The following is a 22,461-nucleotide window of genomic DNA, read 5'->3' on the forward strand; positions in this document are numbered from 1 at the left end:
GTCTTCCGCCATCCCAACCCCTGGCATAGGCTAATCCTCAGTCTATGTCAGGAGTGTTTACCATGTTATCCCATCCTTCGCCGCAGGGCGTCCGCGGCATATTGGCCGCACTGTCTCTGAGCATGCTGCTGTCATCGCTCGGCATCAGCATCGCCAACGTTGGGCTACCGGCGCTCGCCGCCGCGTTCCATGCTTCGTTCCAGGCGGTGCAGTGGGTATTGCTCTGTTATTTACTGGCCGTCACCACCTGCATCATCGGCATCGGCCGCCTCGGCGACAGCCTTAATCGCCGCCGCCTGCTGCTGGCGGGCATCGCGCTGTTTACCGCCGCTTCGCTCGCTTGTGCGCTGGCTCCGCAGCTTTGGCTGCTGCTGGCGGCGCGCATGGCGCAGGGGCTGGGGGACGCGGTCATGATGTCGATCGCCATGGCGCTGGTGGGCGAGGCGCTGGGCACGGATAAAATCGGCCGCGCGATGGGTCTGCTCGGCACGATGTCGGCAGTGGGCACTGCGCTGGGGCCGTCGTTGGGCGGCGCGTTGATCGCCGGTTTCGGCTGGCGGGCGATGTTTCTTATCAATCTGCCGCTGGGCCTGTTGGCGCTGTGGCTTGCCTGGCGATACCTGCCGAATGGGCCGTGCGCGGCAGCGCGCCAGGAAACGTTCGATCGCGCCGGTACGCTGCTGCTGGGCGGCGCATTGCTCTGCTATTCGCTGGCGATGACCCTTGGGCGCGGCAACTTCGGTGCGCTCAACCTGGCGTTGATGCTGGGGGCGCTGTTGGCGGGGGCGCTGTTCATCGGCGTGGAACGCCGCGCCGCATCGCCGCTGTTGGCGCCGGCGATGTTCCGCCATCCGGCCCTGACGGCGGGGCTGGCGGCCAGCGCGCTGGTGATGACGGTCATGACCGCCACGCTGGTGGTCGGGCCGTTCTACCTGTCGCGCGCGCTGGGGCTAAGCGCAGCGCAGGTCGGGCTGGTGATGTCGGCGGGGCCGGCGGTGGCGATCCTGACCGGCATTCCGGCCGGTTATCTGGTGGATCGTTTTGGATCGCAGCGCATTGGCCAGTTTGGGCTGGCGGCGGTGGCCGCCGGGGCTGCGTTGCTGTCGCTGCTTAACCGCTGGGGCGTGCTCGGCTATGTTGGCCCCATCGCGCTGCTGACCGCCGGCTATGCGCTGTTTCAGGTGGCAAACAACACCATGCTGATGAAGGATCTGTTTCCCGAACGGCGCGGGCTGATCGCCAGCATGGTGAACCTGGCGCGCAATCTTGGGGCGATCACTGGCGCTTCGGCGATGGGGGCGCTGTTTTATCTGGCTTCGCAGCGGGTGGCGGGCGCGGGCGCCGCCGCGGCTTACGGCATGCAGGTGACCTACGGCGTGGCGGCGCTGTTGGCGTTAGCGGCGCTGCTCATCGCCTTCGGCGGCCGCCGCCCGCGTCGGCGATGAATCCGTCTACGCCGGTGGCGATATGAACCGAACATTTCATCAGGCGAGATCGCCCCGGTACACCACATGGACCTTGTTGCCGTCGGGGTCGCGCAGGTAAGCGCCGAAATAGCCCTTGCCGTAATGCGCGCGTTCGCCGGGCTCGCCTTCACCGCTGCCGCCCGCCAGCAGGCCGGCGGCGTAAGCGCGTTTGACCTCCAGCTCATCGGCGGCGAGAAACGCCAGCATGCTGCCGTTGCCGGCGCTGGCGGGTTGCCCGTCGAAGGGTTGGTAAGCATAGAAACGCGGCAGCGTTTGGCCCGGCATCACCCAGCAGCGGGCGGCGGGGCCGCCGTCCGGCGTCACTTCCCGCCGCTGTAATCCCAGCGGCAACAGGATGGCGTCGTAGAAGGCGGCGGCGGCGTCCAGATCGCTGACGCCGACGGTAATATGGCTGAACATGGCGCTTCCTTTCCGAAGAGAGAGTATGAACGCATAAAACAGTAGCAGCGATATTGCCGAATGGACAGACCGCAACGGAGGATTCGGATTAGAGACGCGCGCAGGGGCAAAGCGCGCTTCACGGTGTGCGGGGCAGGCCACCGCTCAATTGCTTTCGACGCGAGGATTGGCGTGAGTCGGTTGGCTGGGATAGTCCACCTGATGCTTGTGCAGATAATCGCGGATCAGCTGGCGCACCACCTGGGAAGGGGTGACGTCCTGTTGCAGGCACAGTTCCTCCAGGGCTTTCTTCTTGTCCGGGTCAATCAGCACCGTTAGCCGCGCCGTTTTCTTTTCCATCAGGATCCTCCAGAGAATGATAACTGAATGATAATACCATGTGGGTGAAGCGGCCAGCCAGACCGCGTCGCCGCCCGTCTTTAGCGGAAATGCAACCGCTCTATTTTGCGTGACAGGTAGCCGAGTTCGCAGTTGAACAGCTCGCCGCTGCTGGCGGCCAGGCTGCGCAGCGCGCTCAGCGGCAGCGTCACCTGGGCCGGCGTGGCGTAAATGATCACGTTGCCGCTGGGGGCGACGCAAAACATTACGGTGCCGAATATTCGCTGCAGGCTGTGGTACAGCAGGCTGTTTTCGTCAGGCAGATCGTGGTAATTGAGCACCAGCCAGCCCCCGTCGTTCAGCCGCGCGGCGCAGTTTTCCAGGAAGGTCTGGGTGCCTTGCTGCGGATCCATGGCGAACGCCGAATAGAGATCGGAGAAGATCAGATCGTAGCGCGTCTCGACGGGCGGGCGCACGAAGTCCATGGCGTCGGCGGTGCGCAGGCTGATGGTGTCGGTGGCCGGCAGCGTAAAATAGCGGCGCGCGACGGCGATCACCGCAGCGCGCAGCTCGACGACGTCGAGGCGCATGGCCGGATCGAGCGCGTGCAGCGCGCGCAGCAGACTGCCGCCGCCCAACCCCAAAATCAACGCCGAGCTCGGCGGTTGCCAGGCTACCGCCATCAGCATCGCTTTGATGTAGTTGTGGATCGGCTGCGCGGGGTTGCTGAGGCTCATCTTGCTCTGTTCGCAGATGCCGTCAAACCGCAGCGTGCGGTAGTCCTTGTGATCGGAAACGATGATTTCGCCCCAGGCGTCGGCTTCGCGAGCGATCACCTGGCCGCGCGGAGAGAAATCGAGGGTTCTGAGTAAGCTGTCAACCAGAGACATGGTATTCGCAGGGCTCCTTTGGCAAGCGGCCTATTTACGGGCGCACATGAAATCGGCGGTGCAAATGCGCCGGCCATCGATGCTGGCGCGGCCGGTAAAGCGAGCGATCGCCCCGCGCCGACGAACAAAAGCGACCTCCATCAGCACCTGGTCTCCGGGGCGGGCAGCGCGATAAAACCGCGCGCGCTGAATGGCGGCGAAATAGTAATGCTCCCCCTCATTCAGCGCCCCGAGATAGTAGTGGGCCAGCAGACCGGTGCTTTGCGCCAGCGCTTCCACCAACAGCACGCCGGGAAATCCGGCGAAGTGCGCGTGGCCGTTCCAGAACGTCGGCTCATTGGCGGTGATGTTCTTGATGGCGCTCAGCCGCCCTTCGGCAATGCAGGTGCCGGCGGGCAGTACGCGATCGACCAGCAGGCAGGGATAACGATGAGGCAAAATCGCCTGAATATCGTTGAATTGCAGGGGGTGACCAGTCAATGGCATGAGAGAGCGTGATCCTGTCTGCGGCGAAACCGGTGCGAGGGCCGGCGTTCAGTCCATGATGAGTGTAATAACATTATAATAAAATTATCATCAGATGTGCCAGATGAAAAAAACGACGGCGCAGAAACAGGCGAAGAGAGGAGCGAGAGGGAGGCACCCGATCCTGGCGATCGGGTGTGGCAGCGCGTTTAGTGCTTGGAGCGGGTCACTTTATCCAGGTAGCCCATCACGAAGGCGGACAGCACAAAGGTAAGGTGGATGATCACATACCACATCAGCTTGTTGTCCGGCACGTTCTTGGCGTCCATAAACACCCGCAGCAGGTGAATGGAGGAGATGGCGACGATAGACGCAGCAACTTTGTTTTTCAGCGAGGTGGCATCCATTTTGCCCAGCCAGCTCAGCTTTTCTTTCCCTTCGGTGATATCCAATTGCGAGACGAAGTTTTCATACCCGGAGAACATCACCATCACCAACAGCCCGCCCACCAGCGCCATGTCGACCAGCGACAGCAGGGTCAGGATCAGATCGGCTTCGGCGATAGAAAAAATGTTGGGCAGGACGTGCAGGATCTCCTGAAAAAATTTGATCGACAGGGCGACCAGAGCCAGTGAAAGGCCGACATAAACCGGTGCGAGCAGCCAACGGGAGGCGTACATCGTGTTTTCGAGCAAGCGTTCAATCATAAAAATTTATTAATTACGTGGCTAAAAGAGCGCTCAGTATAACTCAGGAGACCCGGGCGAAATCAACCGCGTGCCAATGGCTTGGAGAAATTTGCGAATGGACGTTCGCTTCGAACGGGTTCATGACAATGATATCGCATGGGGATAAACTGCCGCGATATCTTGCCTTGCTACTGTTCCGTCAATCGCTGCTCAAAACTAAGGATGGTTATATGGTCGACAATGCGTTTATCGCGAGAACGCGAGCCGTCAACGGCTGCTTTTCCATGTTTTTGCTGATGTTCCTGATTACGTTTATTCCGCTGTTCCTTGAGAACAGAGCCGCCTTGATGCGACAAGGGCTATTGCTGCCGCTGCTGTATGGAATGGAATTCGTCGCTATCTTTTCGTTATACCTGCTCTTTTTCCGCCGCAGAGAAGGATTGGGCAAAGGCGAGGTTAAACGCAGCGATTTTGCACTGCTGCTGTTCGCGCTGTTGGTGATTCAGTTTATTTTCCCGCGTTTGATGGGCGTGGAGAAAACGGAAACCTGGGTGACGGAGCAGGTGGCATTGCCCGGCGAGATTTTGGCGCTCAATGCCGCTTTGTTGGTTTTCGTCGTCCCCGTCTATGAAGAGATCGTATTTCGCGGCTGTCTGTTTAACGCGCTGATGTATTGGTTTAACGACAAGGTGCTTTGGGCCGCGTTAACGGTGTCTGTCATCTTTGCCGTTTTGCATACCCAGTACACCGATTGGCGCACATTAGCAGCTCTGGTGCTCATCTCGCTGGTGTTGACGGCCGCACGAGTCAAATCCAAAGGGATCTATTTGCCCATCGGGCTGCATATGACCATGAACGGCGTCGTGATGGCGGCCAGCTATGCGTTAAGCTGAAGCCGTGCTTACCGCCCGATTTTCAGTGCCGGGCTTTTTTACCGTCGCTGTGGCCGAGAGAGCGATCGGGGAAGCTGTGATCGCGCAGCCGTTGCTTTAACTGCGCCGCATCGGGGAAACCGCCGTCAATCTTGCGATCCCAAATCATTACGCCATCGACGCTGATTTGATAGACCCCGCCGGTGCCCGGCATCAGGGTGACGGAGGCGAGATCGTCGCCGAAGGTGTTCAGCAGCTCTTGCGCCATCCAGCCGGCGCGCAGCAGCCAGTTGCATTGTGAACAGTAGTGGATCGTAACGGCGGGGGCATTTTTCATCGATGATCGACCGGTAGTGGTAACGGCTTGCAATCAGCCTGAGGAACCTGCAAACGATGGTGGCCTCGTCTCGCCAAATAGTCAAGCGTCTGCAGCGGCAGGAACGAGAGGGGGGTCGAGCGCGCGTCACGGCCGCTTGCTGCCGGCAAACCATTCAACCCCACGCAGCATGCCCGCCCAATAAAACCGGGGTAAAAACCAGGCTTTCAGCCACCAGGCCAGACGGCTGGGCTGGGTGGCGTCGAGCAGCGGAAACGTGGGCAGCAATTTACCGTCATAGCCAAACTCCGCCAGCACAACTTTGCCTTTCTCAACCGTCAATGGACAGGAACCATAACCATCATAATGGGCAGTGAGAGGCGCGCCTTGAATCAGCGCCGCGACGTTTTCCGCCGCCACTACCACCTGCTTTCGGGCTGCCGCCAGGGTTTTGGCATTTGGCGTCGAGCAACAGTCGCCTACCGCAAAAATATCCGACCAATGCTTATGCTGCAGCGTCAATTTATCCACATCGCACCAGCCGGATCCCTCAGCGAGCCCGCTTTGCGAAATAAACGCCGGGGCCGATTGAGGCGGCACCACGTGGAGCATATCGAAGGGCAGGGTTAACTCGCGTTTTCCCTCTTCATTTGTCTCTACGGCAAATGTTGCTTGCCGATTCGGGCCATCAACACGAATTAAATGATGATTGAAATTGACCTTTGCACGGTATTTTTGTAAATACTCGCTCAGCGGGGGGACAAATTGCGGAATGCCGAAAATCGCCGTGCCCGCAAGGCAGAAATTGACGCTAATATTATTCAGGATGCCTTGGCGGCGCCAGTGGTCGCATGAAAGATACAGGGCTTTTTGCGGTGCGCCGGCGCATTTTATGGGTAGTGCCGGTTGAGAAAATATCGCCTGGCCGCCTTTCATTTCCTGAACCAGTTGCCAGGTGTATTCGGCAAGATCAAATCGATAATTAGAGGTGACGCCGTTTAATCCCAGGGTTTCTTCAAGGCCCTCTATTTTATCCCAGCGTAAAATCAGTCCGCATGCAACAATAAGAAAGTCATAGTTTATTTTCCGCCCCTGGCGGGTCTTGATGTATTTTTGACTGGGCTCAACCCTGACCACGCTATCCTGTATCCATGCGGTGCCTGAGGGCAGAACGGCATGCATGGAGCGCCGTGTTTTCGTGATATCAAAGAGCCCGCCACCCACCAGAGTCCATGCCGGTTGATAATAATGACAATCGTTAGGCTCCACTATCGTTATATCGATGTCTTTAACTCGCTTCCTTATGCTTGCCGCGATACCTATTCCGGATGAGCCGCCGCCAATAATAACGACGCTTTTCTGGGGGTTTATTTTTTCTGGTTTCATGCAGGCCTCCTTTCATAAGAAAGTAGGGGGTTGTCGCCCAGATTAAAAGCGAATTCATAGAACTTGTGGTTATATAAAAAATCACATATTCCATTTAGCTATATGTAATAACAAATCGAAATAATTTATTTGACATTGCCGGTGAACTGATCGTTAATAAATGGAATGAGCATCATTAAGGGATTAACGCAGTGGATTTTTTCCATTTCAGTTTTTATATCGTGATGCTGTTAGTGGTCACCGGGGGAATTGTGGGATTTCTCCTGGCCCTGACCGGCGGCGGCGGCTCAATCGTCTGCGTGCCATTATTGCTGTATATGGTGAAAGTGCCGGATACGCATTTGATTATAGGGACCAGCGCCATGTCTGTGGCCATTAACGCGCTGATCAACCTGGCCGCGCACGCCTCCAAAGGCAACGTCAGGTGGCAGACCGGGCTTGTCGTTTCGCTGCTCGCCGTCATGGGGGCTCTGGCCGGCTCTCAGATGGGAAAAATCACGGACGGACACTACATAACCCTGCCTTTCTCCCTGTTGATGCTGGTGGTCGCCGGATTGACGCTGAAAAGAAATCCCCTTGCCGGCAACCCCTTGCCGTCCTCCCATTCTGCCGTTCATCCCGCCATCGTATGGCCCAGCGTTCTCGCGCTGGGCGGGCTGGCGGGCTTTCTGGGCATTGGCGGCGGATTTTTGGTTGTGCCGGCGCTGGTCTGGTTTTTTCGCTTCTCGATGGTTGAGGCGGTGGCAACCTCACTGGTGGTCGTGGCGGCCATGGGGCTGTCGACCAGCGCCAGCTACGCCATGTCCGGAAAGGTGTCGCTCGCCATTACGTGCTGGCTCATCGTCGGCGGCGTTCTGGGGGGCGTGGTGGGGGTGGCACTCGCCGAGCGCCTGAAAAAACGCGAGGGCATTATCAACGTGCTCTATGCCCTCATGCTCCTGGCGCTGGCCCTGTATATGTTATTTAAAAGCCTATGAAACGGAAGGAAAAAAACATGCGCATCCGCACTTACCACCCTCAGCTCTCCTTTTCGGGCGCGCCCGAAGCGAGTGATTTCAAGGCGCTGTCTCATCAGGGCTACCGCCTTATCGTCAACAATCGGCCGGACGAGGAGCCGGGGGAGTATCTTGACCATCAGCAAGAGAAAGCGTTGGCTGAACAAGGGGGGATGCGCTACGTCTATCTCCCTTATACGTTCGATACGCTGACCTGGGAGACCGTTTACACCTTCCAGTTTCTGTTGCGGCAAGGCAAGAAAACCCTGGCGCACTGCAGAAGCGGGGCTCGCTCTGCCTGCCTTTCCCTGCTGTATGCGTTGCGCGAAGGTCAGATAGATGAAGCGCAGTTTCGCCGCCAATGCGACGAATACGGCGCGGACGCCGATAAGGCGCTCAGCTGGTACGGCAAGCATCGGTCCGTGCGGGCCACGGCGGAAGTTCACGCGTTTTATGAGCCGGAAAGCGGCAGCCTGCAGTATGTGGTTGCCGATCCCGAGGCGCGCCGCTGTGCGATTATCGACCCGGTGCTGGATTTTGACCGCCGATCGGGCACGGTCTCACATCAACAGGCCAACGATATCCTGAATTTTATCCATCAACGGGGGTGGGGAGTGGCCTGGGTGCTGGATACGCACCCGCACGCCGATCATTTTTCGGCCGCCACCTGGCTGGCGCAGAAAACCGGCGCCTTCACCGGCATCGGTGAAAAAATTACCGCCGTTCAGGGGCTGTGGGAAGAGATCTATAATTTAAAAGACCTGCCTGCGGCCAATACCGTCTGGGATGCGCTGTTCGCGGACGGCGACGTCTTTTTTATCGGCAACCTGCGCGCTGAAGTCCTGCTGTCTCCCGGGCACACGCTGGCGTCCGTCACTTATTACATTGCGGATGCGGCGTTTATCCACGATACGTTCTTCATGCCGGACAGCGGTACCGCAAGGGCCGATTTTCCTGGCGGCAATGCGGAAGCCTTGTGGGACTCATTGCTGCGGATCCTGAGCCTGCCGGCGGATACCCGCCTGTTTACCGGCCATGATTACCGCCCGGCGGGGCGTGAGGCCCGCTGGGAAAGCACCGTGAGAGAGCAGCGCGAGAACAATCCCTGGGTGGTCAACATGGATAAATCCCGCTTTATTGCGCAAAGAAAGCAGCGGGACGCCACGCTGCCGCACCCGGAACTCATGCTGATGGCGCTGCAGGTCAATATTCGCGGCGGCGTGTTGCCTGACTGCGAAGACGATGGGCAACGCTACCTGAAAATTCCCGTGAATCGATTTAAGCGCTGAATCAAGCCAGAGGTGCGCGATCGTTCGCCGCCGCTGCGGTCAATGCGAATGAGATCGCGCCCGTCTGTTAATTGTTTTTTATGAAATAATCATGCTGGTTCATATTTAATTATTTGTTTTTACACAAATCATGCGGCGCTTGCCCTCACCGAATACAGTCACTACATTAACAACTGTACTTCCCACTCTGCTAAGGAAAACACCATGAAAGCTGCCGTAGTGACGAAAAACCATACCGTAGACATTCAGGATAAAGTGCTGCGCCCGCTGAAGCACGGCGAAGCGGCGTTGAAAATGGAGTGTTGCGGGGTGTGCCACACCGATTTGCACGTGAAAAACGGCGATTTCGGCGAGGTGCCGGGCATTACGTTGGGGCATGAGGGCATCGGCGTGGTCTCCGCCGTCGGTGAGGGCGTCACCTCGCTAAAAGTGGGTGACCGCGCCAGCGTCGCCTGGTTTTACCAGGGTTGCGGCCATTGCGAATACTGCGTCAGCGGCAACGAAACCCTGTGCCGTTCGGTGAAAAACGCCGGCTACAGCGTTGACGGCGGCATGGCGGAAGAGTGCATCGTGGTGGCGGACTACGCGGTGAAAGTGCCGGACGGGCTCGATTCTTTCGCCGCCAGCAGCATCACCTGCGCCGGCGTCACCACCTACAAGGCGGTGAAAATTTCCGATATCAAGCCGGGGCAGTGGATCGCCATCTATGGCCTGGGCGGGCTGGGCAACCTGGCGCTGCAGTACGCCAAGAACGTGTTTAACGCCAAAGTGATCGCCATCGACGTCAACGACGGCCAGCTGGAGTTCGCCAAACAGATCGGCGCCGATCTGGCCATCAATTCCAAAACGCAAAACGCCGAGGAGATCATTCAACAGCAAACCGGCGGCGCTCACGCGGCGGTGGTGACGGCGGTGGCGAAAGCGGCCTTCAACTCGGCGGTCAATGCGGTGCGCGCCGGCGGTAAAGTGGTGGCGGTGGGGCTGCCGCCGGAGAGCATGGATCTGAGCATTCCGCGCCTGGTGCTGGACGGCATTCAGGTGGTGGGTTCGCTGGTGGGCACGCGCGAAGATCTGAAAGAGGCGTTCCAGTTCGCCGCCGAAGGCAAAGTGACGCCGAAAGTGACCAAACGGCCATTGGGCGACATCAACGCCATCTTCGACGAGATGAAGGCGGGCACCATTCGCGGTCGCATGGTGATCGATCTCGGCATGGCGAAGTAAGCGTTGCTAAACTAAAAAGGAAGGCCACCTGCGGGTGGCCTTCTGGTTGTTACGTCCGGCTCAGAACAGGCCCAGCGGTTTAGCGTCGTAGCTGACCAGCAGGTTTTTCACCTGTTGATAGTGCGACAGCGCCGCCTTGTGGGTCTCGCGCCCGATGCCGGAGTTCTTGTAGCCGCCGAACGCGGCGTGCGCCGGATACAGGTGGTAACAGTTGGTCCACACGCGCCCGGCCTTGATCGCGCGGCCCATGCGATAGGCGCGGTTGATGTCACGGGTCCACAACCCGGCGCCCAGCCCGAACTCGGTGTCGTTGGCCAGCGCCAGCGCTTCGGCTTCATCTTTAAAGGTGGTGACGCCGATCACCGGCCCGAAGATCTCCTCGCGGAAGAAGCGCATGCTGTTGTTGCCGGTAATCAACGTCGGCTGCAGGTAGAAACCGTTTTGCAATTCATCCCCATGCTGCGTGCGTTTGCCGCCGGCGAGGATGTTGCCGCCCTCATTCTTGGCGATGTCGATGTAGGACAGGATCTTATCGTACTGTTCTTGCGACGCCTGCGCGCCGAGCATGGTGTCGGTGTCGAAGGGATCGCCCTGGCGGATGGTGGCGATGCGCGCCAGCACTTTCTCCATAAACTGCGGATAGATAGATTCTTCAATCAGCGCGCGTGAAGGGCAGGTGCAGACCTCCCCCTGGTTGAAGAAACCGAGCACCAGCCCCTCAACCGCCTTGTCTATGAACTCCGGCTCCGCCTGCATGATGTCGGCGAAATAGATGTTGGGCGATTTACCGCCCAGCTCGACGGTGCTGGGGATGATGTTTTCCGCCGCGCAGGCGAGGATGTGGCGGCCGATCGGCGTGGAGCCGGTGAACGCGATCTTCTCGATGCGTTTGCTGCGCGCCAGCGCTTCGCCGGCCTCGGCGCCGAAGCCTTGCACCACGTTGAGCACGCCCGGCGGCAGCAGATCGCCGATCTCTTCCATCAGCACGCTGATGCCGAGCGGGGTCTGTTCCGCCGGTTTCAGCACCACGCAGTTACCGCCCGCCAGCGCCGGCGCCAGTTTCCAGGCGGCCATCAGCAGCGGGAAATTCCACGGGATGATCTGGCCGACCACGCCCAGCGGTTCATAGATATGGTAGGCCACGGTGTTCTGGTCGATCTCCGCCGCGGTGCCTTCCTGCGCGCGCAGGCAGCCGGCGAAGTAACGGAAATGGTCGACCGCCAGCGGCAGATCGGCATTCAGGGTTTCGCGGATCGGTTTGCCGTTGTCCCAGGTTTCGGTCAGCGCCAGCATCTCCAGCCGCGATTCGATGCGATCGGCGATCGCCAACAGCACGTTGGAACGCGCCTGCACGCTGGTTTTGCCCCAGGCGTCCGCCGCCGCGTGCGCCGCGTCGAGCGCCAGCTCGATGTCCTTGGCGTCGGAACGCGGGAATTCGGCGATCGGCTGGCCGGTCACCGGCGAGGTGTTGGTGAAGTAGTTGCCGGATACCGGTTCGACGAATTTGCCGCCAATGTAGTTGCCATAGCGTTTGCGGAACGAAACCAGCGAGCCAGGCAAACCGGGGTGGACATATTTCATGTTAAGCACCTCTCTGCAGATGAAAATCAGCGCTATTGGGCTGCGCCTGTGAATGCGGCATGCCGCCGCAGCACAGAGAAGCACGGCGCGTGCCAGATTAACGAAAGGCGAGAATGCTGATTAAAAGGGCTTATTTATTAGCGTGTTAAAAAATGATGTGGCTTAGCGAATCGGGCGATTCCGCCGCCGTCGGTGTTTTTTTGTGTCCCGTGTCGCAACGCTTGGTACACATCTGTGATACATATTTGCAACACTCGCGAACGGGGGAGAAACGCATGTTGCCTGACGACCGCTTGCCCACCGAGGGCGCCAGTCCGCTGGCGGAATCCTGGCAGCGCAGCCGGGGCTACGGCCTGACGCGCGCCGATCGCCATATCCCGTTTATCAAAGCCGGACTGCTCGAAGAGCTGCGCAGCCGCAACGACTGGGTGCCGCAACGGGTACAGCCGCTGATCGAGCAGCTGGGCGCGCAAATTACGCGCCAGCCCGCCATTGTGGTGATCGCGGACGCCGACGGGCTGGTGCTGGAAACCCGCGGCAATACCGACTTTTTGCACAAGGCGTCGCGCTTTGCGCTGGCGCCGGGCAACCAGTGGGGAGAAGCGGAGCGGGGCACCAACGCCATCGGCACCGCGCTGGCGCTGGGCGCGTTCTGCGAAGTGCGCGGCGACCAGCATTTCCTCAACCAAAACGCCGGGTTGAACTGCACCGCCGCGCCGATCTATCGGCCGGATGGCCGCATTGCCGGCATACTGGATCTCTCCGCCCCCGCGCAGCGGCCGTATCGCGATGCGCAGCGCCTGATCATGCAGGCGGTGCGGCATATTGAACACCGCTGGGCCAGAAGCGCGATCGCCGATCGTCACTGGACGCTGCGCCTGCACGCCGATGCCGGTCGTCTGGGCAGCGCGCAGGAGCTGCTGCTGGTGTTTCACGACGAAGTGCTGGTCGCCGCCAATCGGCTGGCGATGATGGAGTTTCAGCTCTCGCCGGCCGCATTCGGCTCCGTCGAGTTCGCCCAGCTGTTCCCCGATCTGTTGCGACAGCCCTCCGGCGCGCCGCGTCAGACGCTGGCCGGCAATCAACGGCACTATTATTCTCTGCTCGAGGCGCCGCAGCGCCGCGTCAGCGCCCTGCGTTCCACGCCGCCGGCGGAATGGCATGACGAGCAGCATCAGAAAGCGCTGCGGATCCTCAACGCCGGCCTTTCGCTGTGCGTGACCGGCGAAACCGGCTGCGGTAAAGAGCACTTCAGCCGACGCCTGTTTCAAGAGAGCCGCTGGCGCAACGGCAACTTCGTGGCGATCAACTGCGCGGCGCTGCCCGAGCCGCTGATCGAATCCGAGCTGTTCGGCTATGCGCCGGGGGCGTTTACCGGCGCCAACCCGAAAGGCTATATCGGCAAGATCCGCGAGGCGGACGGCGGCGTGCTGTTCCTCGATGAAATCGGCGACATGCCGGCGGGCCTGCAAACGCGGCTGCTGCGGGTGTTACAGGAAAAAACGGTCACGCCGCTCGGCAGCCGCAGCGCTTATCCGGTCGATTTTGCGCTGGTCTGCGCCACGCACCACGATCTGCATCGGCAGGTTGAGGCGGGGGCGTTTCGCGAGGATTTGCTGTACCGCATACAGGAATACAGCCTGCTCATTCCGCCGCTCCGAGAGCGGGCGCAGCTGGAGGCCTTTATTATGCAGCTGTGGCGAGAGTTGGGCGGTGAGCGGCGCGACATTCGCCTGCTGCCGGAAGCGCTGGCGATGCTGGCGCGCTACCCGTGGCCCGGCAACGTGCGGCAGCTGTTGAGTACGCTCAAGGTGCTGCTGGCGCTGGCGGACGATCATGCGGTGCTCACTCTGGACGATCTGCCGCAGTCCATCGCGGTGCTGGCGCCGCGCCAGGAGAGCGCCGATACCGGCTTGGAGGCGCTGCAGGCGGCGATCGACAGGGCGGGCGGCAACCTCAGCCGGGCGGCCAAGGCGCTCGGCGTTTCGCGCAGCACGCTGTACCGCAAGCTGGGAAGGCAGAAAGCGGCGGCGGAATGACACTTCTCGATTGAGCGGCGATAAGGCCCCGCTGCGCGGAGCCTGTTGCTCTCTCAATCCCCCAGCCCCGGCGGGTTAATCTCCGAATGGGTGATCTTCTCGTCGCTCTCCGCCCAGCGATCCAGCACCTGCAGATAGCTGCCGTTGGCGATGGCGCTGTTGAGCGATGCCTGCACCGCATCCACCAGGCCATTGCCTTTCTTCAGCGTGACGGCGATGTTGGCGGTCTTCGGCCAGCCGCCGGGCACGATGCCTACCAGCCGGGTTTTGCCGGTCAGCCGCGCCTGATAAGCGCCGGAGACGTTGGGGCCGAAGGTGGCGTCGGCGCGGCCGGACTGAATGGCCAGCGTGGAGGCGGCCTTGTCGGTGACATACACCGGCTGCAGCGGCGCCAGCCCCTTGGCGCGGTTCTCCTTGTCCCAGGCCAGCAGCACCGCTTCCTGATTGGTGCCGGAATCGACGATGATCTTTTTACCGGCGATATCCGGCGCGGTGTTGATCTGGGTGATTTTACTGTCGGATTTGACGTAGAACCCCAGCGTATCCTGGCGATAGGTGGCGAAATCGAATTTGGTCTTGCGTTCGTTGGTTACGGTGATGTTGTAAACCGCGGCGTCATATTTGCCGGAGGCCACCCCCAGCGGCCAGTCTTCCCACGAGGTGGGCACCAGTTTGAGTTTCAATCCCAAGCCGTCGGCCACCAGGCGCGCGATGTCCGCCTCGCTGCCGATCACCGTTTTATTGTCGCGGGCGTACAGGCCGAACGGCGGGCCGCTGCCCAGCAGGGAAATGGCCACCGTCAGCGTGCCGGGTTCCACGAACTTGAAATCGGCGGGGATTTTGGCCACGGCTTCGGCGCTCTTCACCGTGTGGATCGGCGTTTCGTTGGCGACGAGATCCACCCCTGGCGCGGCCGCGGCGGAAAAGCTCAGCAGCGCCGCCATCACAATCATCTTTTTGCTATATATCATTATGTTAATTACCTTCATTATTATGGGTGTCACAAGGTCGTTGCACTATCTCTAAAGGCGGCAGATCTGTGAACGAACAAAATCAACTATCCAATCTTGGAAATGTCATGAAGCGCCGCCGGTGGCGCTGAATCTCTCGAGGATGAACCATGCTGTCGCGTTTCGCTACGTTGGGCCGCATACCGCGCGGCGTGTGGGTGTTGGGTGGGGTGAGCCTGCTGATGGACGTCTCCTCGGAAATGATCCACAGCCTGCTGCCGCTGTTTATGGCGACGACGCTCGGCGCCAGCGTGATCGTCATCGGGCTGATCGAAGGGCTGGCGGAGGCGACGGCATTGATCGTCAAGGTGTTCTCCGGCGTGCTGAGCGACTATCTCGGCAAGCGCAAAGGGTTGGCGCTGCTGGGCTACGGGCTGGGCGCCATCAGCAAACCGTTTTTCGCCATCGCGTCGTCGTCCGGCATGGTGATGAGCGCGCGCCTGCTGGATCGCGTGGGCAAAGGCATCCGCGGGGCGCCGCGCGATGCCCTGGTGGCCGACGTGACGCCGCCGGAGATTCGCGGTGCGGCCTTCGGGCTGCGCCAGTCGCTGGATACCGTCGGTGCCTTTTTAGGGCCGCTGCTGGCCGTCGGCCTGATGCTGCTGTGGCACAACGATTTTCGCGCCATCTTTTGGGTGGCGGCGATCCCGGCGGCGCTGGCGATTGCGCTGCTGTTTTTTGGCCTGAAAGAGCCGGCCGCCGCGATAACCCACAAGCGCACCAACCCGATCACCCGCGCCAATCTGCGGCTGCTGGGGCGCGGCTATTGGTGGGTAGTGGGTATCGGTGCCGTCTTCACGCTGGCGCGCTTCAGCGAAGCGTTCCTGGTGCTGAAGGCGCAGCAGGGCGGCACGCCGCTGGCGTTGATCCCGCTGGTGATGGTCGCCATGAATCTGGTCTACGCCTGCTCGGCCTATCCGTTCGGTAAACTGTCCGATCGCATGAGCCATGAAGGATTGCTGAAAGCCGGGCTGCTGGTGCTGATCGCCGCCGATGTGGTGTTGGCGCTGAGCGATCATTGGGGCGGGGTGCTGTTTGGCGTGGCGCTGTGGGGCGTGCACATGGGCATGACGCAGGGACTGTTGGCGGCGATGGTGGCGCATACCGCGCCGGCGCACCTGCGCGGCACCGCGTTCGGCATGTTCAATCTGATCAGCGGCGTGGCGCTGCTGCTGGCGAGTCTCGGGGCCGGAACCCTGTGGGAGCTGTTCGGTTCCGCCTCCACCTTCTACGCCGGGGCGCTCATCTGCGTGGTGACGCTGGTTGGCATGCAGCTGGCGCCGTTCGGCGAACGGCGGGGCGCTTAACGGCCGTCGACAAGTTGCGGCATCGCCTGCAGCAGCTCGGGCACCCGCTGGGATTCCACAGCCCGGCTGAACAAATAACCCTGGCCGATATGGAAACCGGCTTCGCACAGCGTTTGCCGCTGCTGTTCGGTTTCCACGCCCTCGGCGATGATATCGATCGACAGTTTTTGGCCGAGGATGCCGATGCTTTCCACGATCGCCAGGATCGCCGGTTCGGTATTCATCCGTTGAACGAAGTCGCAGTCCAGCTTAATGCAGTCCAGCGGGTAATCCATGATATGGCTGAAGGAGGAGTGGCCGGTGCCGAAATCGTCCAGCGCGATGCGGATGCCCATCTCCTTGAGCATTTGCAGCGCGCGCAGCACGTACTTCGAGCCGTGCTTGTTGAACGCGTGTTCGGTCACTTCCAGTTCGATCAGGTGGTGGGGAATGTGGAACTTCAGCAGGCGCTGCAGGAAGGTTTCGGCGTAGTTGTCGCGTAAAAACTCGATCGGCGACACGTTCAGCGAGATGGGCCGCACCGCCACGCCGGCCGCGCGCCAACGGGCGATATCGGCGAAGACCTTCAGCTGCATGGCCTCGCTGATCTTGGTCGCCAGCTCGTAGTCGTTGAACGCCTCGCTTACCGTTGCCGGCAGCTGCACGCCGTTGATCGGGCAGTGCCAGCGCAGCAGCGCTTCAAAGCCGACGATGCTGCCGTCGGTCAGGCAGACCTTCGGCTGGTAGCTGGGACGGATGCAGTTGTCGCGCACGATCTGGCGCGCGTAGTTGAGTTGGCTGGCGCGGGCGCGCGCCTTGTCCATCATCTTGCTGTCGAACATATAGACACCGCCGCGGCCGCCGTCTTTCAGCTCATACAGCGCGGTATCGGCGCATTTCATCAGCTCTGAAGCGTCGCGAGCGTCTTTGGGATAGATGGCGCCGCCGAGGCTCATACCGCAATGCAGCGTCTTGCCGCCGTGGGTGATCGGCGTCTCCAGCTGCAGCAGAAACTTGTTGGCGATGCGGAAAATATCCTGCTCGTTTTCGACGTCGCTAATCACCACGGCAAACTCGTCGCCGCCGAGGCGGGAGACAAACGAGTGCGCATTCATACAGGCGCTGAGCCTTTTACCCAAGATCCGCAGCAGATGGTCGCCCGCCGCGTGGCCCAGCGTGTCGTTCACCAGCTTGAAGTGGTCAAGATCCAACAGCATCAGCCCGAGGGACTTGTTGCCGTGCAGGGCGCGCTTCATCTCTTGCTTCAGCTTTTTCTTGAAGAGGCGTCGGTTGGGCAGGCCGGTCAATTCGTCATATTCGCTGGCGAGCAACAGACGTTGTTCCATCACGCGCTGTGAAGTCACGTCGCGCGAGACGCACAAGATCTCGGCCACGGCGCCGTGTTCGTCGCTGACCGGCGTGAGAATGTTGTCCCAGTGCTGTTTTTTACCCTGCGGCGTCACGCTCAATCCGGTGAAGCGCGCATTCTTTCCGGCTCTGACGCTGCGCAGCGCCTTACTGCCGCGGCGCCGGATCTCGGGCGACAGCAGCCCCAGCCAGGGCATGCCAAACTCTTTTTGCGCCGGATCAAGGCCAAGGGCCAGGCTGCCGGAGCGGTTCATGTGGCGCAGCGTGCCGTCGTGATTGATCACTTTGATGCAGTCGACGCTGGCGTCCAGCATGTCTTGCTGGATAGAGAGCGCCTGAACGTTTTGCTGGCGCTGCAGCATTTGCGGATGGATGTCGGTCGCCGTGAGGTACCAGCTGAGCTCCAGCGCCATGCCGTCCTGCCGGGCGTTGAACGCCAGCATAAACCAACGGTAGGCGCCGCTGCGATCGCGCAGGCGGGCTTCGCCGGCGAACGAGGAAAGGGCCACGATCGCCTGGCGCCATTGCGCGGCCAGCCGCTCGCGATCGTCGGGGTGCAGGGCATCGAGCCAGTCGGCGGCGCCGTGTGCACCGGCGATGGCGCCGGTATAGTCGCGCCACTGTTTATTGAAGTAACCGCCAAGGCGGTTGCCGAAGCAAATCAGGCCGGGCAAGTCGTCTACGATTTCGCCATAGAGATCAATCGGATTTTTGTTATTGCTCTGCTTGGGCAACAGGGTCATGCGGTATTTCCTCGGAAAATTACCCATATTCTCGCTCTAGGGCAGAGCTTCTTTCAATATAGTCTTGCCAATTAAAATGGGAATAGCCAGCGGGCGCGGCTAAAAATCGGCCCGCCAGCATGGAATACATCCCGCGTGAACGCATTAGGAATACTCCTGTTATTTATAAGCATCCCTTATATTGCAGCGAAAAATAAGTAATCGGACCACGCCGCGTTATTGCCGTGAAAATTAATCATTCCTGATGTTTCTCTGTGGCCAAATGTTCAGTCGCCATGATGTACTTCCGAACGGTATTCTGCCTGCTCTATGCGGTAACACTGGCAAAAACCGCAGTCCAGACGGTGATAAACGCCATTTTATGCACTCTGCAACGCCCGTCATCGCCCGTTCACTGGGGCTTGGCGAAAAAATCATGATGCAAATCAAGAAATGTTTTGTTTCATCTGTTGACACTTTGCTTACGTGTGAGATAGCCTCGCGAATGATAATCATTAGCAAAACTGGATGGTGGCGCAAATGCATTCACGTAATTTTCTTCGGGTAACGGTTCGGATAACCGGCAACGGTCACAACACGAGACCACGTCTGCTGTGGTCTCTGGCAACGAGACAAGGTATCGAACGGCCGTTGTCATCCGCCCCTTTGAGCGGCATCTCAACCTAGCCTCAACGCGCAAACTCTGGAATCAAACCCTTGCCGGATCAATGCGCCTATTATTTCCGTGCATTTTGCACGGAAATATCGCGATCTCACGCAGTTGCATCAGTTCTCAATCATGGGTAAGGAGGCATCGGGTAGTTAAAAGTCAATTGTAAAGGGATAGGCAAAAAGAGTGGGGCGTATCGGGTGATCGCTATTCTCAGGATCTTGATTATCCCCAAGGGACATTTCGGATGTCATAGCAATACTAGCTACTTTGTGGAGAAAGTTATGGGTAATACCATGAATGGAAACGAAACGGGTTGGGACAGCGTTAACGATCTTATTCACTACCATGAGCGCGGAAATGGTCTGACGATAAATAACAAACCGTCTTATGACATAAATCAGGCGGGGTTGCAGATCGCGCGCGGCGATAAAACCTGGAATGGCGTTCACGTCACGGGAAAAGAGGCGACGGTGACCTATTCCTTCCCGGATTGGGATTATAACGAACTGAACCTGGGCCACCGCTCCCCGGAACGTGATACGGGGCTGAGCGCGTTCACGCAACAGCAACAAGAACAGGCGAAGCTGTCTTTGCAATCCTGGGCCGATGTTGCCAACATCAAATTTGTCGAAGTTGCCGCAGGCCAACCCTCCAATATTACCTTTGGCAATTATGAGGGGACAGGACAAGCGTATGCCTTGAAACCGTTCTCATATAATGGCAATGATTACAGGGGGTTCAATTCTGATGGGCAAAGTTGGTACAACATTAAGAATCACTCCGAAAATTTGCATCCTGAGCTAGGTAATTACGGCCGCTTAACCATTACCCATGAGGTTGGCCATACTCTCGGGTTAGATCACCCGGGCACTTATAATGCGGGGCAAGGCAGCCCAAATTATACCAAGGCAGTTTACGCCGAGGATACCCGGCAGTTTAGCGTAATGAGTTACTGGAATGAATCCATTACCAATGCGGATCATGGCCATTACTATGCCGCTGCGCCGCTGGTTGATGATATCGCGGCCATCCAGCATCTTTACGGCGCCAATATGACCACCCGAACCGGCGACACCGTTTACGGGTTTAATTCAAATACAGGCCGAGACTTCTATACGCTCAACGACAGCCACGACAAACTGGTGATGTCTGTTTGGGATGCAGGCGGTAATGACACCCTTGATTTCTCGGGGTATAGCCAAAATCAACGTATCAACTTGAACGAAGGCGCTTTCTCCGACGTCGGGGGATTAAAAGGGAATGTTTCCATCGCCGCTGGCGTCACCATCGAAAACGCGATAGGGGGCTCAGGTAATGACGTCATTGTTGGGAATCACGCAGACAATACGCTCAAAGGCGGCGCCGGCAACGATGTCATTTACGGTGGAGCGGGCCAGGATCAATTATGGGGAGGGCAAGGCAACGACATTTTTGTCTTCTCTGATGTGAATGACTCGCCTGTTCGGGCTCCTGATACCATTTGGGACTTTGAGTCAGGCAAGGACAAGATCGATCTGTCCTTCTTCAACCAGGGCGCTAAAGGCAGTGATTTCATTCAGTTTGTCGATCATTTCAGCGGGCAGGCCGGTGAGGCGCTGGTATCCTATGATACCCAGAGCAATCTGAGTGAATTGGCCTTCAATATCCATGGCGGTGCAAATCCAGACTTCCTGGTGCACATCGTCGGGCAGGCCGACGTCGCTGTTGACTTTATCGTGTAAAACGGCAACGGTGGGCGATGATGCCCACCGTTTCGCATGGGCCAGCTATGTGCAAATTTATTCTTGTCGGAATAATTTTCTTGTTTTCAGGAGCCTCTATGGCAAGCAGTCTGGTGTTACCTTCCGCCGAAACGCTATCCGGGCAGTGGACGGTCAGTGATAAATCAAAGTCTTGTGTTGTGCAGCTCAACGCGGAGAGTGTGGAATCGGCCGGCGGCTATAGCCTGAAATTTTTATCTGATTGCACGCCCGACGTCTTGCCGCAAGAGCCTGTGGCGTGGCGTCCTGCTCCCGATGGCATTGCGCTGTTGGACAAGGATGGGCTGACCGTACTTTTCTTCTCTCAGGAAGACGATCATTATCGCAGCCAGATCTGGGCTGAAACTGGGAAGATCCTGAAGAGAAATAACTAGCGGAAAACGCCGGCTTGACCCGGCGCTTCTGAACGCGGTTATCACGCCTCACATCACCCAGCCTCCGCCGTAACGGCGGGGGCTTTTTAATGGGCGGGCGGCAAGCCGTCGACGATGGTAATCATGGCTTCCGCCACGTAGCGCCGCTGTTGTTTCGCCAACTGATAGGCCGGCGAATGGTAGCAGGCCAACGCGGTGGCGTAGTCGTCGAATTCGATCAGCACATGTTTCACAAACGATGGGCCTTCCAGCGTTTGCGCCTGTTCGCCGCGGGCGAGAAAACGGGCGTTGAACTGGCGAAACGCCTGGGGCGCCAAATCCATGTAATGCTGATATTGCTGCGGATCTTTCACGGTAACATGGGCGATCCAGTAAGCGGGCATCTCAGGACTCCTGTTGCAGAATGCGCTTGGCCAGCGCGGCAGCCTCGGTCAGGTGATCGATGACTTCTTGCCTGGCCTGCGTCGGATTGTTTTGTTCGATGGCGTGATAAATGCGCGTCATGCGCTCGAAGCCGGCCAGCTGGCGCTCCGGGGTTTTCAGGGTCAGGGCGCGCAGGCGGCTGATGCGGCTGTTCAGGCGTTGAACGATTTCCCAGGCGATGGCGTGATGGGCCACTTGGAAAATGGTTTCATAAAAGGCCTGCGAGGCTTCAACGCGCTGAATATCGTCCTGCCCGGCCGACGCCTGATTAATCGCAATTAATTTTTCATGCAGTTTCTTTTTATCTTCCGGCCCGGCTTTCAGGGCGCAGTCGTGAGCGGCATCCTGTTCAAGCAGCAGGCGAATAGTATAGATCTGCTCGGCAATTTCCCAGGTCAGAATAGCGACAATCGGCCCTTTCTTGCCGAGCGTTTCAATGAGCCCCTCCGCTTCGAGATAACGGATCACCTCGCGCACCACGCTGCGGCTGACGCCCAGCTCCTCGCACAGGCTGCGTTCCACCAAACGATCGCCGGCCTGAAAATACCCTGAGATAATCGCCTGCCTAATTTTCGCCAATGCCAATTCGCGCAAGGTGACCGGTGCATTCTCAATTTTCAATGACGCCTGAACCATAATTGTCTCTATTTTTTGTGGATCATCATTAATCCGGATAACGACGCGAATTCCCGTTTGCCCGGTACTATTAACATCTTTCCAACCTGCAAAGCAACGGCGGCCGATTTCGCGCCGCATCGCCAAAACGGTGAATGTTGCAGCAGCTCACAAAATCGAAAGATAGCCTAAAAAAACCGCTTTTCGGTGCTGATAGCCGCTGGCTCAACGGCTGCGGCACGGGCACAGGGTGCTGAGCGGACGCGGTCGTGGCCGGTGTTTC

General features: G+C 58.9%; 21 protein-coding genes. 9 read left to right on the top strand and 12 right to left on the bottom strand.

Translation table 11 applies throughout. The features are described 5' to 3' along the window. Positions 1-62: 62 nt before the first annotated feature. Positions 63-1,445 carry an MFS transporter gene (locus SSARUM_RS11515; protein WP_060430052.1) on the top strand — a complete coding sequence of 461 codons (1,383 nt, stop codon included), beginning with the start codon at positions 63-65 and terminating at the stop codon, positions 1,443-1,445. Positions 1,446-1,484: 39 nt separating this feature from the next. Here the strand turns inward: SSARUM_RS11515 and SSARUM_RS11520 are convergent, their stop codons facing one another. The 5 genes from SSARUM_RS11520 to SSARUM_RS11540 form a co-directional block, all read right to left on the bottom strand. Continuing rightward, positions 1,485-1,886, bottom strand: a complete 402-nt coding sequence (locus SSARUM_RS11520; protein WP_033634513.1) for a VOC family protein — start codon at positions 1,884-1,886, stop codon at positions 1,485-1,487. Between the two features lie 144 nt (positions 1,887-2,030). After that, complete coding sequence (locus SSARUM_RS11525; RefSeq protein WP_004928567.1) at positions 2,031-2,225, bottom strand: ribbon-helix-helix protein, CopG family; 195 nt, start codon at positions 2,223-2,225, stop codon at positions 2,031-2,033. 80 nt (positions 2,226-2,305) lie between these two features. Beyond that, on the bottom strand, positions 2,306-3,094 hold the full coding sequence (locus SSARUM_RS11530) for a spermidine synthase (RefSeq protein ID WP_043147451.1): 789 nt from the start codon (positions 3,092-3,094) through the stop codon (positions 2,306-2,308). Positions 3,095-3,124: 30 nt separating this feature from the next. After that, positions 3,125-3,580 carry a 3-hydroxyacyl-ACP dehydratase FabZ gene (gene fabZ / locus SSARUM_RS11535; RefSeq protein WP_033648284.1) on the bottom strand — a complete coding sequence of 152 codons (456 nt, stop codon included), beginning with the start codon at positions 3,578-3,580 and terminating at the stop codon, positions 3,125-3,127. 188 nt (positions 3,581-3,768) lie between these two features. Continuing rightward, entirely contained in the window at positions 3,769-4,263 is a 495-nt protein-coding gene (locus SSARUM_RS11540; RefSeq protein ID WP_033648490.1) for a TIGR00645 family protein, read from the bottom strand. A 215-nt stretch (positions 4,264-4,478) separates the two neighbouring features. On the opposite strand from SSARUM_RS11540, the gene SSARUM_RS11545 reads away from it, so the two are divergent. Further along, complete coding sequence (locus SSARUM_RS11545) at positions 4,479-5,141, top strand: CPBP family intramembrane glutamic endopeptidase (protein WP_060418608.1); 663 nt, start codon at positions 4,479-4,481, stop codon at positions 5,139-5,141. A gap of 22 nt (positions 5,142-5,163) precedes the next feature. Here SSARUM_RS11545 and SSARUM_RS11550 read toward each other — a convergent pair whose 3' ends face one another. Both SSARUM_RS11550 and SSARUM_RS11555 read right to left on the bottom strand, forming a co-directional pair. Continuing rightward, the gene (locus tag SSARUM_RS11550) at positions 5,164-5,457 is read right to left on the bottom strand and encodes an Rdx family protein (RefSeq protein WP_004928553.1); all 294 of its coding nucleotides are present in this window, start codon (positions 5,455-5,457) and stop codon (positions 5,164-5,166) included. Between the two features lie 126 nt (positions 5,458-5,583). Further along, positions 5,584-6,822 (bottom strand): NAD(P)/FAD-dependent oxidoreductase, encoded by a 1,239-nt coding sequence (locus SSARUM_RS11555; RefSeq protein ID WP_060430055.1) that lies wholly within the window; start codon positions 6,820-6,822, stop codon positions 5,584-5,586. A 191-nt stretch (positions 6,823-7,013) separates the two neighbouring features. Here SSARUM_RS11555 and SSARUM_RS11560 point away from each other — a divergent pair, with 191 nt between their 5' ends. The 3 genes from SSARUM_RS11560 to adhP all read left to right on the top strand — a co-directional run bounded on the left by SSARUM_RS11560 (position 7,014) and on the right by adhP (position 10,327). Then, on the top strand, positions 7,014-7,799 hold the full coding sequence (locus SSARUM_RS11560) for a sulfite exporter TauE/SafE family protein (protein WP_077791463.1): 786 nt from the start codon (positions 7,014-7,016) through the stop codon (positions 7,797-7,799). A gap of 17 nt (positions 7,800-7,816) precedes the next feature. Further along, on the top strand, positions 7,817-9,106 hold the full coding sequence (gene blh / locus SSARUM_RS11565; protein ID WP_089185390.1) for a bifunctional sulfur transferase/dioxygenase Blh: 1,290 nt from the start codon (positions 7,817-7,819) through the stop codon (positions 9,104-9,106). 204 nt (positions 9,107-9,310) lie between these two features. After that, positions 9,311-10,327, top strand: a complete 1,017-nt coding sequence (adhP, locus tag SSARUM_RS11570) for an alcohol dehydrogenase AdhP (RefSeq protein ID WP_033634519.1) — start codon at positions 9,311-9,313, stop codon at positions 10,325-10,327. A gap of 60 nt (positions 10,328-10,387) precedes the next feature. Here the strand turns inward: adhP and exaC are convergent, their stop codons facing one another. Next, complete coding sequence (gene exaC, locus SSARUM_RS11575; protein ID WP_033648288.1) at positions 10,388-11,908, bottom strand: acetaldehyde dehydrogenase ExaC; 1,521 nt, start codon at positions 11,906-11,908, stop codon at positions 10,388-10,390. Between the two features lie 275 nt (positions 11,909-12,183). On the opposite strand from exaC, the gene SSARUM_RS11580 reads away from it, so the two are divergent. After that, a complete protein-coding gene (locus tag SSARUM_RS11580; protein WP_060430061.1) occupies positions 12,184-13,947 on the top strand; it encodes a sigma-54-dependent Fis family transcriptional regulator in 1,764 nt (587 codons plus the stop codon). A gap of 53 nt (positions 13,948-14,000) precedes the next feature. Here SSARUM_RS11580 and SSARUM_RS11585 read toward each other — a convergent pair whose 3' ends face one another. Further along, on the bottom strand, positions 14,001-14,918 hold the full coding sequence (locus SSARUM_RS11585; RefSeq protein ID WP_089185391.1) for an ABC transporter substrate-binding protein: 918 nt from the start codon (positions 14,916-14,918) through the stop codon (positions 14,001-14,003). 149 nt (positions 14,919-15,067) lie between these two features. On the opposite strand from SSARUM_RS11585, the gene SSARUM_RS11590 reads away from it, so the two are divergent. Then, complete coding sequence (locus SSARUM_RS11590) at positions 15,068-16,264, top strand: MFS transporter (RefSeq protein WP_048321558.1); 1,197 nt, start codon at positions 15,068-15,070, stop codon at positions 16,262-16,264. Here the strand turns inward: SSARUM_RS11590 and SSARUM_RS11595 are convergent. Next, entirely contained in the window at positions 16,261-18,354 is a 2,094-nt protein-coding gene (locus SSARUM_RS11595) for a putative bifunctional diguanylate cyclase/phosphodiesterase (protein ID WP_033648292.1), read from the bottom strand. The genes SSARUM_RS11590 and SSARUM_RS11595 overlap by 4 nt on opposite strands. Positions 18,355-19,287: 933 nt before the next feature. On the opposite strand from SSARUM_RS11595, the gene SSARUM_RS11600 reads away from it, so the two are divergent. After that, a complete protein-coding gene (locus SSARUM_RS11600; protein ID WP_033648293.1) occupies positions 19,288-20,727 on the top strand; it encodes a serralysin family metalloprotease in 1,440 nt (479 codons plus the stop codon). A 98-nt stretch (positions 20,728-20,825) separates the two neighbouring features. Beyond that, complete coding sequence (locus SSARUM_RS11605) at positions 20,826-21,140, top strand: AprI/Inh family metalloprotease inhibitor (protein WP_033648294.1); 315 nt, start codon at positions 20,826-20,828, stop codon at positions 21,138-21,140. An 86-nt stretch (positions 21,141-21,226) separates the two neighbouring features. Here SSARUM_RS11605 and SSARUM_RS11610 read toward each other — a convergent pair whose 3' ends face one another. Both SSARUM_RS11610 and SSARUM_RS11615 read right to left on the bottom strand, forming a co-directional pair. Next, positions 21,227-21,523, bottom strand: a complete 297-nt coding sequence (locus SSARUM_RS11610) for a DUF1330 domain-containing protein (RefSeq protein ID WP_033648295.1) — start codon at positions 21,521-21,523, stop codon at positions 21,227-21,229. A gap of 1 nt (position 21,524) precedes the next feature. Next, the gene (locus SSARUM_RS11615; protein WP_223181988.1) at positions 21,525-22,319 is read right to left on the bottom strand and encodes a GntR family transcriptional regulator; all 795 of its coding nucleotides are present in this window, start codon (positions 22,317-22,319) and stop codon (positions 21,525-21,527) included. Positions 22,320-22,461 lie beyond the last annotated feature (142 nt).

This window comes from Serratia sarumanii (genome assembly GCF_029962605.1).
Lineage (GTDB): Bacteria > Pseudomonadota > Gammaproteobacteria > Enterobacterales > Enterobacteriaceae > Serratia > Serratia sarumanii.